This is a genomic window from Lactiplantibacillus herbarum (assembly GCF_001039045.1).
GTDB lineage: Bacteria > Bacillota > Bacilli > Lactobacillales > Lactobacillaceae > Lactiplantibacillus > Lactiplantibacillus herbarum.
The window spans coordinates 26,540-40,334 of sequence record NZ_LFEE01000020.1; the positions used below are offsets into that span (position 1 = coordinate 26,540).

The 13,795-nt window shown below is 44.1% G+C and carries 14 protein-coding genes; 2 read left to right on the plus strand and 12 right to left on the minus strand.

The genetic code is table 11. The features are described from left to right. Window positions 1-3: 3 nt before the first annotated feature. The 3 genes from ACG95_RS06885 to rpsU form a co-directional block, all read right to left on the minus strand. On the minus strand, window positions 4-981 hold the full coding sequence (locus tag ACG95_RS06885; RefSeq protein WP_047999823.1) for a PhoH family protein: 978 nt from the start codon (window positions 979-981) through the stop codon (window positions 4-6). 176 nt (window positions 982-1,157) lie between these two features. Beyond that, complete coding sequence (locus tag ACG95_RS06890; protein WP_047999824.1) at window positions 1,158-1,601, minus strand: GatB/YqeY domain-containing protein; 444 nt, start codon at window positions 1,599-1,601, stop codon at window positions 1,158-1,160. A gap of 40 nt (window positions 1,602-1,641) precedes the next feature. After that, window positions 1,642-1,830 (minus strand): 30S ribosomal protein S21, encoded by a 189-nt coding sequence (gene rpsU, locus ACG95_RS06895; protein ID WP_003638914.1) that lies wholly within the window; start codon window positions 1,828-1,830, stop codon window positions 1,642-1,644. Between the two features lie 234 nt (window positions 1,831-2,064). On the opposite strand from rpsU, the gene ACG95_RS06900 reads away from it, so the two are divergent. After that, window positions 2,065-2,877: a pyruvate, water dikinase regulatory protein gene (locus ACG95_RS06900; RefSeq protein ID WP_047999825.1), complete on the plus strand. Its 813-nt coding sequence runs from the start codon at window positions 2,065-2,067 to the stop codon at window positions 2,875-2,877. A gap of 106 nt (window positions 2,878-2,983) precedes the next feature. Here ACG95_RS06900 and ACG95_RS06905 read toward each other — a convergent pair whose 3' ends face one another. The 8 genes from ACG95_RS06905 to hisS all read right to left on the minus strand — a co-directional run bounded on the left by ACG95_RS06905 (window position 2,984) and on the right by hisS (window position 11,782). Next, the gene (locus ACG95_RS06905; RefSeq protein WP_047999826.1) at window positions 2,984-3,706 is read right to left on the minus strand and encodes an SDR family oxidoreductase; all 723 of its coding nucleotides are present in this window, start codon (window positions 3,704-3,706) and stop codon (window positions 2,984-2,986) included. A gap of 63 nt (window positions 3,707-3,769) precedes the next feature. Beyond that, entirely contained in the window at window positions 3,770-4,666 is an 897-nt protein-coding gene (locus ACG95_RS06910) for a deoxyribonuclease IV (protein WP_047999827.1), read from the minus strand. 224 nt (window positions 4,667-4,890) lie between these two features. Further along, on the minus strand, window positions 4,891-5,700 hold the full coding sequence (locus ACG95_RS06915) for an ABC transporter permease (RefSeq protein ID WP_047999828.1): 810 nt from the start codon (window positions 5,698-5,700) through the stop codon (window positions 4,891-4,893). Between the two features lie 44 nt (window positions 5,701-5,744). Beyond that, the gene (locus tag ACG95_RS06920) at window positions 5,745-6,878 is read right to left on the minus strand and encodes a CDP-glycerol glycerophosphotransferase family protein (RefSeq protein WP_047999829.1); all 1,134 of its coding nucleotides are present in this window, start codon (window positions 6,876-6,878) and stop codon (window positions 5,745-5,747) included. A gap of 169 nt (window positions 6,879-7,047) precedes the next feature. Next, a complete protein-coding gene (locus tag ACG95_RS06925; RefSeq protein ID WP_047999830.1) occupies window positions 7,048-7,923 on the minus strand; it encodes a YitT family protein in 876 nt (291 codons plus the stop codon). 120 nt (window positions 7,924-8,043) lie between these two features. Further along, window positions 8,044-8,574, minus strand: a complete 531-nt coding sequence (gene msrA, locus ACG95_RS06930; protein WP_047999831.1) for a peptide-methionine (S)-S-oxide reductase MsrA — start codon at window positions 8,572-8,574, stop codon at window positions 8,044-8,046. Between the two features lie 81 nt (window positions 8,575-8,655). Next, on the minus strand, window positions 8,656-10,449 hold the full coding sequence (aspS, locus tag ACG95_RS06935) for an aspartate--tRNA ligase (protein WP_047999832.1): 1,794 nt from the start codon (window positions 10,447-10,449) through the stop codon (window positions 8,656-8,658). A 55-nt stretch (window positions 10,450-10,504) separates the two neighbouring features. Further along, on the minus strand, window positions 10,505-11,782 hold the full coding sequence (gene hisS, locus ACG95_RS06940; RefSeq protein WP_047999833.1) for a histidine--tRNA ligase: 1,278 nt from the start codon (window positions 11,780-11,782) through the stop codon (window positions 10,505-10,507). Window positions 11,783-12,170: 388 nt separating this feature from the next. Here hisS and ACG95_RS06945 point away from each other — a divergent pair, with 388 nt between their 5' ends. After that, window positions 12,171-13,019 (plus strand): N-acetylmuramoyl-L-alanine amidase family protein, encoded by an 849-nt coding sequence (locus ACG95_RS06945; RefSeq protein WP_047999834.1) that lies wholly within the window; start codon window positions 12,171-12,173, stop codon window positions 13,017-13,019. Between the two features lie 78 nt (window positions 13,020-13,097). On the opposite strand, the gene ACG95_RS06950 is transcribed toward ACG95_RS06945, so the two are convergent. Then, the gene (locus tag ACG95_RS06950; protein WP_047999835.1) at window positions 13,098-13,721 is read right to left on the minus strand and encodes an HAD family hydrolase; all 624 of its coding nucleotides are present in this window, start codon (window positions 13,719-13,721) and stop codon (window positions 13,098-13,100) included. Between the last annotated feature and the right edge of the window lie 74 nt (window positions 13,722-13,795).

Genomic DNA, 13,795 nt, shown 5'->3' on the forward strand with positions numbered 1-13,795 from the left:
CGTTTACCGTTGTTCCACTTGGTCATATGCCTTAATAATCTTGGCCACAACTGGGTTTCGTACCACATCATCCGCCGTAAACTTGACGAATGAAATATTGCTAACACCTTGTAAGATTCGTTCTGCTTGGATCAAGCCACTGGTCGTATTCCGTGGTAAGTCAATTTGCGAGATATCACCGTTAACAATCATTTTGGCACCGAATCCTAGCCGGGTCAAAAACATCTTCATCTGAGCATTAGTTGTATTTTGAGCCTCATCAAGAATGACAAAAGCACGATCCAGCGTCCGCCCCCGCATATAAGCAAGTGGCGCAATTTCAATAATTCCCCGATCCATTAATCGCTGCGTATGTTCCGCACCATAAATGTCGTATAGCGCATCATAGATTGGTCGTAAGTATGGATCCACTTTTTCTTTTAGATCCCCTGGTAAGAAGCCCAAGCTTTCGCCAGCCTCCACAGCGGGACGCGTCAAGATAAGCTTTTCAACGTCACCACGCTTTAACGCCGCAATCGCCATGACAACCGCTAGATACGTTTTACCAGTACCGGCTGGGCCAATCCCAAACGTAATATCACTCTTCTCAACGGCCTTAACATACTGCCGCTGACCAAAATTCTTGACTCGAATTGGTCGACCACGATTGTCCTTAATCAACGTTTCAGAGTAAAGGTCCTTAAAATAAGCGAGTGTCCCGCGGTTAACCATCTTGATGGCACTAATCACATCAGGCGCACCTATTTGAATCCCCTGACTGATCAAGCTTGTTAGGTTTTCCAAAACTGCTTGCGTATTCTGAATAGCCGCCTCGTCATCGCTGCTGATCGTCATCTGATCACCAAAGACGTGTAAGCTAACGTGTAGTCCGTCTTCCAAGAGTGCCAAATGCGCGTCTTCTGGTCCCAATAACGCTACTGACTGCGTGGGATCGGAAATGAGAAATTTCTGTTCGTATTTTGAGTTTTCGGTCAAAGACATGAACTCCTTTATTGACAGATTTAATCATCATGGTGCCTACTATCGACATGACTAACACGCCGGTATGAGTAGGTATTCGTGAACTAATCATAGCATAAAAGCCTGGAAGCTACCAGCAGGACCATTCCGAGTAAAAGTCAACAAAAAAGCCGAGAAATAAATTTCTCGGCTTACCGTTAATTCAATAATGATTTAACTGTTTGGTTGATCAGTTTACCGTCTGCTTGGCCTTTCAGCTTAGGCATAACCGCACCCATCACCTTACCGAAGTCACCTTTACCAGTGGCACCGACTTGTTTGATGGTTTCAGCAACAATCTGTTGAACTTCTTCGTCCGACAATTGTTTTGGCATATACTGTTCAACAATTGCAATTTCTGCTTTAACACCGTCAACTAAATCTTGACGATCCGCATTTTCGAATTCACCTAATGATTCGCGCCGTTGTTTCAGTTCTCGTGAAATCACGCTAACTTCTTCATCAGCTGTTAAATCATGGCCCGCATTGATTTGTTCGTTCATCACTGCGGCCTTAAGCATTCGTATAACGCTGAGACGCTGCTTATCGCGCGCCTTCATCGCAGCTTTCAGATCACCATTGAGTGTTTCTAATAGACTCATTGGTTGCCCTCCTCGTTAATTAAATTAGTGCTGACACTAATTACTTGAAACGACGACGGTTCTTACGCTTACGTGCTGCTTCAGATTTTAACTTCTTCTTCACACTTGGTTTTTCGTAGAATTCCCGTTTGCGGTATTCTTGTAAAGTACCACTCTTTGAAACGGTACGCTTAAAGCGACGAAGAGCATCATCAAGAGATTCGTTTTTACGAACGACTGTTTTTGCCATGTTAAATTCCCTCCCTCCGAGCTCAAAATGTAACCGTCAAATTACATGTGTACTTACATATAACGCAACTGTTCTAGTAAATTATACATAACTTGAAAATGGGCGTCAACCACAGTTTGCGATTTCCTTAAAAATAATCGCTCTTAAGGGAGCTAGCACGGACAGTAAATCGTTTTCATACTTACCTTGCTATGCTACACTAGAGTCATTATTGAACCGAAATGAGGTTATTACATGACAGTTATCAAAGTCTTCGTTTTATCTGATTCAATTGGTGAAACGGCTCATAACGTGGCTTTAGCCGCTGCTGCCCAATTCAGTGGCTACGACATTCGCTACCAGCGTTTCCCATTTGTTAGAACTGAATCATTACTACAGACCGTCCTGGACCAAGCAATTAAAGAAAAAGCGATTATTTTTCACACCTTTGTTGATCGCCAGCTCAGTCAGCTCGTTAATCATTTCTGTGATGTCCATCAATTACCTTACTATGATGTCATTACGCCGGCACTCGATACTTTTTCGGAAGTTACCCACGTGCAACCCACTAATCGTCCAGGCACGGTCCACGCGTTGAATAATAACTATTTCGACCGGATCAACGCCATTGAATTCGCAGTCACCTACGACGACGGTAAGAATCCCACCGGCTTTTTAGAGGCTGACGTTGTCTTGCTGGGAGTCTCACGAACATCTAAAACGCCGTTATCACTCTACCTCGCCAACCGTAATCTTAAAGTGGCTAACCTGCCATTAGTTCCAAAAGCTCAGATTCCAGATGAGATTTGGCAAGTCGATCCTAAAAAGATCTTCGGCTTAACTAATGACCCAGAGAAACTCAACACGATTCGGCGACAACGAATGGTTCAATATGGTTTGAATCCTGATACGATGTATTCTAACACGGATAAGATCAAAGATGAACTCGCCTATGCGGATGATATCTTCAAAAAAATCGGTTGCCTAGTCATCAACGTGGCTAACAAATCAATTGAAGAAACCGCCACATTGATCACCGAGAGTTTGAACATCGGTAATCCTGAATAAGTCGTTATTAAATAATCATAAAAAAAGCGTGTCGCGGAATTTTAAAACTTCTGCGACACGCTTTTTGTGACTCATTTCAAAAAATCATTTCTAATTTATACTTGGCTTAAAGTAACTCAACACCACCATCAACGTGCAGGATCTGACCCGTGACAAATTGATTCTGCATTAAGTATAAATAAGCAGCGGTCACTTCCGCCTTCGTGGCAACCCGTTTTAATGGAATTCCTTGACTAACAGCGGTTGCTTGTTCCGTTAACTGTTCTGCTGACAAATCACGCCACAGCCCCGTTGGCGTCCACGTCGGCGCTACCGCATTAACCCGGTATTGTGGGCTCATTTCAACGGCTAGTCCCGCTACCATCGTATTAATCGCCTGATTGCCCACAATGGCTCCTGACGCATCGTACGGGTGGCCACCAGCGCCAGAGGTCATGATCAGCGATCCCTGTTCATTAAGATGCTGACTGGCGACTTGTGCTAGCTGCAGATTAGCAAAGAACTTATCTTCCAGCGTTTGTCGAATAGCCGCTACTGAATTATTCAAGAAGCCGCCACCCATTGCGCCACCGAGCATTGAAACAACGTGGTCAAACTTAGGCTGCTGGTCAAAAAACGACTGCAATTGCTCCTGGTCTTGAGCATCCAGCGCCGTCCCTTGTAGTTGTGTTCCGGTTGCAGCTAACTGCTGCTGAGCTTGTTCAATGTGTTCTATCGTATGACCGATAATATGAACTTGCGCACCCATTTCTAATGATTGTCGTGCAATTTCTAGCCCAAAACCAGATGTCCCACCAACGATTAAAATACTTTGATCCTTTAAACTCATGCTAAAATCCTCCTTAAATAAAAAAACGATAATCGCAAATGCCGATTACCGTTCAATTCTAAATTAACGTTGTTGTTCAATATCTTCAATCAGATGTTCATTAAACTTCCCTGCACGCAGCATCGCAATTTCATACTTATACGGTGGTAATTGGTGCTTTTTGTCCTCACCAACGTATGGTGTTTCCAAAATCTTACTGATATCAGGCAGTTGTGGATGATGAGCGACATAGTTAAGCGTATCAAACCCAATCGTTCCCATCCCAATATTAGTGTGGCGGTCCTTGTGAGCACCCTGAGGATTCTTAGAATCATTGAGATGCCCCACTTTTAGCCGGTCTAAACCAATCACGTGGTCGAATTCATTAAGGACACCGTCAAAATCATCCTTAATGTTGTAACCAGCATCACTGGTGTGACAAGTATCAAAGGTGACTGACAATTTTTCGTTATACGTGACACCCGCAATCATTTGGGCTAATTCTTCAAAACTCCGACCAACTTCAGTTCCCTTACCGGCCATTGTTTCAAGCGCAATCTGAACGGTCTGCTCTGGCCGTAAAACGGTATTTAAACCCTTAATGATCTGGGCGATTGCGGCATCCGCACCGGCACCAACGTGAGCACCAGGATGTAAGGTAATCTGCGTTGCACCAACTGCCTCAGCACGTTGGATTTCTTGATAGAGAAAATCGGTAGCAAATTCAAAGTAACCCGGCTTTGTCGTATTACCGAGATTAACAATGTACGGTGCGTGCACGACAATCTGCTGAAGGTCATTAGCCTCAATCACAGGCTTAGCAGCTTCGATGTTCAATTCTTCAATGGGTTTTCGCCGTGTATTCTGGGGCGCACCCGTATAGATCATAAACGTATTCGCACCATAGCTGACCGCCTCGTTGGCTGATCCTAGTAACATCTTCGGTGCCTTCATTGAAACGTGTGAGCCTAATCTAAGCATTGCGAGTCCCATCCTTTATCGCTATTTCAGCCACAATTATTTGCTAACGGCTGACGATTAATTTAATAAGCTTATTATACACGTCTGGCGTCATTTAATGTTGCACAATCGCTGTTCTCTCAATCAGAATCGTTAAAATCAAAATAGTCCAGAATTATCAGCACGACAAAAAAAGAACGGTCACCGTTTGCACGACGAGCCGTTCTTAACTTAAATTGCAAAAATTAGATCATATCCACGAAACGTGAACGGAACTTGTAATGTAAGTGTGAACCAATCAATAGCATAAAGAGAACGATTCCCCAGAAAACTAAGGTTAAGACTGGTTGACTCCATACCGTTGCTTGATTGAACATTGATTCTCGGAACCCGTTAATAATGTAGAAGAACGGGTTGAGTTGTAAAACACGGACAAACGGTGCTGGAAAACCAGTCGTTTGGAAGTTGAACAACACGCCAGATAAGTAAAAGGCCATCCGCATGATTGATTGCAATAAGACTTGCCAATCTTGTACCAAGACAGAAACCGTTGAATTAAAGATACTCAACGCAAACATCAGACACATCATTGCGAAGAAGTAGTAAATCCATTGAATCCAAGCCAACGATGGGTAGATTCCGTTAAAGAAACCTAACGCAATCGAGAACACCAACATCGTCCAGAAAGAATTCAAATTACCGACGATCCGAATTGATGGTAAGGCTGAGACGGGGAACTTCATTTTAGAAACCATGTTAACCCGTTGGTAAATACTCTTAGACCCATCCAGAATAGCCCGGTTCATGAAGAACCAAGGGGTAATCCCGATAACCATCCACATTAAGTAAGAAACCCCGTTGAGGTCCCCACCTTTTTTGAAACCGCCACTGAAGACGATCCAATAAATCCCGATCTGAATTAATGGGTATAAGTACTCCCAAGCTAATCCCAGATAATGGTTTTGATAACTGGCTTTATCCTCATAATTAGAAATCCGCCAGATAATTCCCCAGTTCTGGAATTGTTCTTTAACAATCGATACAACCTCTTTCAAGGCAACGACACTCCCTATCTATACATTCAAAAAAATGGTTTTATTTATTGATAAAAATAAGCTAAAGTTCGTTCAGTTGCATGACCATCGTTTTGAGCATTCCACAATTGATTAAAGGTCGTCAATTGGAGCGGCTCTGCCGGATTAGCTAAAACTTGATTTAATGCGGTTACATCCGCTACTAATGGCCCCGGCGCCCACTGCTCAAAGTCAGGCTGTAACCCAACCGCATCATGATAACTTTGCCAGTCAAAGACATAGAATACCATTTTTTGACAATTTGGCAAGAGCGCATAGTCAAAAATGACGGACGAATAGTCACTAATTAGCGTATTAGCTACCGTCAAAAGCTCATCCGTACTGAATTCTGGCACTAACGTAATCTGATCAGGATATTCTTGTTGCAGCCGTTGTTCTAGCTCAGCCAGATGCGGATGCAACTTGACCACCAATCGTTGATTAGGCCGTAAAACTAACTGACCAAAGTCTGCAGGTAACTCAAATTGAACACCCGCACGATAAGTTGGCGCATACAAGATTAACTCCTCCTGCCGAAACTCTGGATAACGCTCATAGATTGCCGTCATGGTTTTATCAATCCACGCCGACTGCCGATAGCGATCTGAACGAGGATAACCCACTACCCGCATCCGATTCATTGGAACATGGTAACTGTCCGCAAAGACTTGCCCCATCTTATCTGATCCGACAACATAATCAGTAATATGATTATATACCGCTTGAAACCGACGCTGATCATCAGCTGATCGTTGAACCGTTTGCGGATCACCCCAGCCAAACGCTTTGACCGCACCGTCAGCGTGCCACATCTGAATCACACGCTGATGCCGGTGACGAATAAGTCCAGCTGTAAAGGCAAAGTAATTATCCACGTAGAGGTCCGCAGCTTGTGTAAACACTGGGACGCCACTCAGCACCAGTCGTAGTGAGTCTTGAAACGGTTGGATAGCAACACCAGCTGCTGCCAACTCTTCAGCACCACGCTGTGCAGCCGGTAAATAATAAACGGTAACCCGACCTGGCAAGCGTTGATCTAGCTGACGAATGAAATCTAAGTTATCCGCAAAACTCATCAAATAGATAATCCGATCAGTCCGTTTAAAGTGCGCCAACCAAGATATCAAGCTAACCAGCCAGATATAGATTGTTTTCTTCACTCCGGCCACCCTTTCATTCGTTGCAAAATACGACCAACTGATTATAGCATACTTTACTTTTCTGCCATTCCGCCTTAACACTTACTTAACAATTAGTTAGCCCTAGAAACAGTAAATAGCGGGGGTATAACCAATATTATGGTCACGCACCCGCTACTGAATTAATTGCCTATGGTTTTGGTTCGTAGAAATGACCGAGAATCTTGACCGTGTCCGAGATACTGACAAAGGCGTGTGGATCAGATTCTGCCATCGCTGCTTTTAATTCGTTCATTTCATAGCGCGTAATGACCGTAAACAGAATGGTCTTGTCATCATGTTGATACGCACCCTCAGCATTGTGAACGATCGTAACTCCCCGACGAATACGGTTCTGAACACTATCAATCACCGTTTTAGGCCGACTAGTAATAATCATCACTTGCATCTTCTGTTGACGAGTATACGTCATATCCATAACCCGGCCATTAACGAACAGGCCCAGCGCTGAGTAGAAAGCGTATGGCCAGCCGTAAACAAATCCGGCCGCAATGACGATGATTGAATTAAACGCCATGTTGATCGTCCCCATACTGCGCCCAGTCTTACGACGGATCACAATACCGACAATGTCTAGCCCACCGGTCGAAATACCGTTTTTAAGGGCGGTCCCGGTACCAAATCCGTTAACCGCACCACCAAAAATCGCACAGATGATTGGATCGTGTGTCAAACCAACTGGTGCAATCATTTTGATCATCACACTAGAAAGTGCAACTGCTAGAAAAGTGTACAACGTGAATCGATGACCAATATGCCGCCATGCAATGATAAACATTGGCACGTTTAAAATGAACAGTAACGCGGCGGTTGAGATTTGAAAAGGTAAGAATTTGGACATCAAACTATTGAACAATTGCGCTAACCCAGTGATCCCGGAAGAATAAATGTGCCCGGGTGTCCAAAAATAATTCATCGCGATTGAGACTAAAATGGCATAGATAAAAGCCGTCGACGCCTTAACCACGTCGCGGTGATGTTTGGACAACTGCTGAAAATCATCCATGAATAAGTGTGCTCCTTTACGTTTTTTACATTCGCTATTGTAACACGCTTAACCTTATCCCAGCAGGTATTTGCGGTTTTCTACCAAAAGTCTCACGTTTCTCATTAAAACCACATTATATTAGTCAACTTTTGGCGCATCTGCCCACTGTTCCGCAATAAACGCTTCCCGACCGCCCGCTTCTTGCTCGGCAAAGACGACTGGATTATTTTTATAGAAGCGTTGATGACGTGCTTCAGCTGGATAGAATGGCTTGGCATCTTCAATCGTCGTGACAATTGGTTTTGAAAAACGTTCACTGGCCTGCAATTGTTGTTTGGACGTTTCAGCGATTTGCCGCTGTTCAGCGCCACTGACAAAAATCACTGGTCGGTAGTTATCACCGCGGTCCTGGAATTGCCCCATTGCATCCGTGGGATCCGTCTGGTGCCAATAAATGTCAACTAACTGCGCGTAACTGATGATTTCAGGATCAAAGGTGATCTTAACTGCTTCTGTATGACCGGTAGTGTGCGTTTTGACTTCTTCATAGGTCGGATTAGCCTTATGACCACCTGTGTAACCTGAGACAACACTGTCAATTCCTGGCTGGTTATCAAAGGGTTGGACCATGCACCAAAAACAACCGCCCGCAAAAATTGCTGTTTCCATGAGAATTCCTCCAATTAGGTTTTAATAATAATTTAACACTATCCAAAAAGGACGTCCATCACTGAACGTCCCTTAAATCAACTATTCTGGATCTTCATCCGTAATTGGTCGGTTAATCTTTAAATCAAGGTCAGCTAACTGTTGATCAGACACCGTTGCGGGTGCATTGGTCATTGGTTCTGATGCCTTGGAATTCTTTGGAAAGGCAATGACTTCACGAATATTGTCGTTACCTGACAATAGCATCGCAAAACGGTCCAAACCAATTGCTAAACCGCCATGAGGTGGAAAGCCCATGTCAAGCGCATCTAGTAAGAAGCCAAACTGTTCTTGAGCACGTTCTTTAGTGAAACCAAGCGCCTTGAACATCTTTTCTTGTAGCTCACGAGTATGGATACGGATCGAACCGCCACCCAATTCGTAACCATTCAAGATAATGTCATATGACTGAGCATGTGCTTGATGAGGGTCTTCACCTTCATCAAGGTAATGCACGTCTTCTTCATTAGGCATCGTGAATGGATGGTGAGCAGATACCCAGCGTTCGATACCTTCGTCGTATTCGAACAGTGGCCAGTCAACGACCCACAAGTAAGCGTATTGGTCAGCTGCAATCAAGTCTAATTCCTTGGCAATTGCTGTCCGCAAGTAGCCTAACGTATCAGAAACAACTTTGAAACTGTCAGCAGCAAATAATAGTAAGTCGCCTTCATGCGCATCAGCAGCACTGGTGATGGCTTCAAAGTCACCGTCGTTCTTAAAGAACTTAGCGATTGGCCCGTTAAAGCCGTCAGCCGTAACCTTCATCCAAGCTAAGCCCTTAGCACCGAAACGTTTAACGTAGTCAGTGTAAGCGTCGATTTGTTTACGTGAGTACTTGTCAGCACCACCAGGAACGGCAATGGCTTTAACCATCCCACCGTTTTCTAAGGCACCGTCAAAGACTTTAAAATTGGCATTAGCAACTGCTTGTGACATGTCTTTTAATTCCATGCCGAAACGGATATCAGGTTTTTCAGAACCAAAACGATCCATTGATTCTTGCCAAGTGATCCGAGTAAATGGTGTCTTAATATCGATACCCTTGACGTGTTTCATCACTTGCTTGATCAAGCCTTCAGTCTGAGCCTGAATTTCCTCGGCGGTTAAGAAAGAAGTTTCCATATCGATTTGAGTGAATTCTGGTTGCCGATCGCCACGTAAGTCTTCGTCACGGAAACAACGCGCAATTTGGTAGTAACGGTCAAAGCCCGCACCCATCAATAATTGCTTAAAGATCTGTGGTGATTGAGGTAATGCGTAGAAGTGGCCTTGGTAGACCCGTGAAGGAACTAAGTAATCACGAGCACCTTCTGGCGTTGACTTCGTTAAGAACGGCGTTTCAATGTCGTAAAAGCCGTTAGCATCGAAGTAACTGTGAACTGCTTGGGTAATGCCATTACGAATTTTGAGTCCTTTTTGCATTTCTGGACGGCGTAAGTCCAAGTAACGGTATTTCAAGCGTAGTTCGTCAGACACATTGATGTCATCTTGAATGTAGAAAGGTGGTGTCTTAGCTTTGTTCATAATCGTAGCTGATTGAACTTCAACTTCAACTTTACCAGACTTCATCCGGTCGGTAACCGCCTTAGCGTCACGGTTCACAACGGTTCCTTGAATCTCAATTACGTATTCGCCACGGAGTTGGTCCGCAACAGCGAGTGCATCTGCTGAAAATTCTTGACTAAATACTAATTGAACGATGCCTTCGCGATCGCGTAAATCGATAAAGATCAAGTTACCGAGATCCCGGCGTTTTTGTACCCAACCTTGTAACGTAACTTTTTGGCCTAAATACTCTTCGTTGATCAATCCTGCATAAGTGGTTCTTTGCATCATAATCTTCCTCCTCTAAATAACGTGACTGTAATTACTAGTCACGACTGCCACTTTATTTAATGACTTGTTTAGCGTTTTTATAGACATCTGCCATGGCAACCTGAGTTTCATTACCGGTTGCCATTTCTTTCAAGTTAACGACTTGACCTTCAATCTCAGCTTCACCGACCGTCATCGTGTAACGCGCGTTCAAGCGATCAGCACTCTTGAATTGTGCCTTTGGTTTACGATCCAAGTAGTCACGTTCCGCAGTGAAGCCCGCAGTCCGCAATGCTTGCGCTAATTTCAGCGTTGTTGCACTGGCAGTATCACCAATCCCAACCACGTAAACGTCTAATTGGTTATCCATCGGTACTTCGACGCCTTCAGCATCCATCAAGACAAGTAGTCGTTCAACACCTAAGCCAAAACCAACACCAGAAACTTCAGGACCGCCCAGTTCTTTAACCAAACCGTTGTAACGTCCACCCGCACAGATGGTCGTATAGCCCTGACCAAGCGCACGTGAATTCGTCATGATTTCAAAAATCGTGTGGTTATAGTAATCTAAGCCCCGTACCATCGTTGCATCGATTTCGTAAGGGATTTCCAAAGCTTCTAAATAAGTCTTGGTCTGTTCAAAATGAGTCTTAGCATCATCACTGAGGTAATCCAAGATCGATGGTGCGGCCTCAACGAATTTTTGGTCTTCAGGTGCCTTACTATCTAAGACACGTAAAGGATTCTTGTGTAGACGTTCCTTAGAATCATCACTCAATTCTTCAAAGTGTGGTTCCAAGTAGTCGATCAAGGCTTGACGATAGTCGTCACGCGTCTGTTGGTCACCCAACGTGTTGATGACTAACTTCAAGTCAGCCAAGCCAAACTTATTCAGTAGGTTATAGCCCATTGCGATGACTTCAACGTCTAACGCCGCACTTTCACTACCAAAGGCTTCGACACCTAATTGGTGGAATTCACGTAAACGGCCTGATTGTGGACGTTCGTAACGGTACATAGGTCCCATGTAGTAAACCTTGTATGGTTTTAAGACTTGGGGACCGTACAATTTATTTTCGACAAAGGCCCGCACAACCCCTGCCGTACCTTCTGGACGTAACGTAATGTGACGATCACCCTTATCGTGAAAATCGTACATTTCCTTAGTCACAATATCAGAAGTATCACCTGCAGAGCGTGAGAACACTTCAAAATTTTCGAACAATGGTGTCCGAATTTCTTTAAATTGGTAAGTCTTGAAAACCTGGCGTGCAGTTTCTTCGACGTATTGCCATTTTTCACTGTCGCCGGGTAAAATGTCGGCAGTTCCTTTTGGACGTTGATATCTCATTAATAGTTCCTCCTCTAATTCCAATCGACAAAAAACGCCCCTGTTAAATTAACAAGGGCGCAATTGCGCGGTACCACCTTTATGAGTACTAATTGATAACGTCTGTAATCACAGGCGGAACGTTCCCGTTCACCTCAAAAGCGTCTCCTCATCGCACACTATCCGGAATTCTCAGCGCCATCCGGTCTCTAGTTATAGTGGACTGCAATGCTCTTACTTTCTCTGCGGTCGATTGATTAATATATGATTAAATTTACACGAATTTAGCCTGAAAGTCAATCGTTGTCGCTAAAATAACCTCAAAGCTTTCGTCACAGTATGAATTTTTTTGGTATACTGATTGCAGCACTTTAAACTGTAGTTATTTTAATTTAGATTGGTGACATTCATGCAAATTTTAAAACATTTCTGGCGCCAAATCGCCGTTACCCTAGTCTTTGTTGGACTAGTAGCGGGTTTTGTGACGCTACTGGCCGTCAACAACACGGCCACGGTCAACATCGCTAACGTCAACATTCGCCGTGGGCCCGGAATGAGTTACGCGATTGAAGATTCGACGTCTAAGGGTACTAAAGTTCACATCATGAAGCGTAAGAACAACTGGATCTATGTTCGTTATGCAGATCATAAATTTGGTTGGATGGCGAGTTGGCTAGTTAACGAGCACAATACTCAGTTGACTAAGACAACTAAGATTTCTGAGGCAACCATCGTCTTAGATCCAGGCCACGGTGGTTCTGACTCCGGTGCACTTTCAAGTAAGGGCAAGATGGAAAAGACTTACACCCTGCGCGTGGCAAAGGCCGTTGCTAAGAAGTTACGTGCGGCTGGTGCCAACGTTATCTTGACTCGGGACAGCGATAAGTACGTTGGACTCAGTGCTCGACCAGAGATTGCTAACAACATCCACGCCGACGCCTTTATTAGTTTCCACTTTGACAGCTCACCTGAAAAGAATACGGCTTCAGGAATTACGACTTATTACTATCATAAGTCGACTTCGCTAGCATTGGCAAAAGCATTGAATAGCAACGTTTCGACCCTGCCAATTCCAAGTAAGGGGACTGAGTTCGGGGATTTCTTAGTTATTCGTGATAACTCACGACCATCCGTCTTGATGGAACTGGGCTACATTAATGACAAGTCAGACTTCAAGACGATTAGTTCTGCAAAATACCCACAAGAAGTGGCTCACGCCGTCTATGCTGGATTGAGTACTTACTTTGCAAATCAGTAATTTAACTGTTAAAAAGCGTTTAGGATTGCTTCCTAAACGCTTTTTTTTGCCACTATACATTTAATTTGTTATTGCCAATCATTTGACGTACGGCAATAATTCGTTAAGATCCGCAACCTGCACTTCTGGTTCGCTAGTCACCTGAATCAAATGGTCAATATCGAATAGATAGCCGGAAATCCCGGCATTGTGCCCCGCCTCAATATCCAAGTTACGGTCACCGACCATTACAGCCTGCTGACGATCAACATGATGTTGATCCAACAAATAATTGAGTGCGGCAGGGTCTGGCTTACGTGGAAATGGCTGTGCTGCCGTTACCATATCGGTAAAGTAATCAGCCAAGCCAGCTTGTTGTAGATATGTCATTGCACTATCATCCCGGTGCGTCATCAAATAGTTGTGACCACCAATTTCCCGAACTCGGGATAAAACAGCCTCCGCACCATCAAAAGCAGCGGGTGCAACTTGTAATTGGCCTTCATAGCGTTGGTACCCTGCTCGAATCTGCTGGCTGTCCCAATCATAGCGCGCTGCAATTAGCTTCTCCGCATAGCCGACTGAATGTTGACGCATCAGCTGATAAGCCTCATCCGCTGTAATTGTGGCCCCCATATCCTGAACAGCCTGTTGAAACGCCTTAACCATTGCTGGATAAGTATCTAAAATAGTCCCGTCTAAATCCCATAAAAACTCACGCATGTTGTTCCACTCCTGTTTTTAGATAATTGTTAGATACAAAAAGCTGAAAGTACCAAGATGGTCTTTCAGCTTAA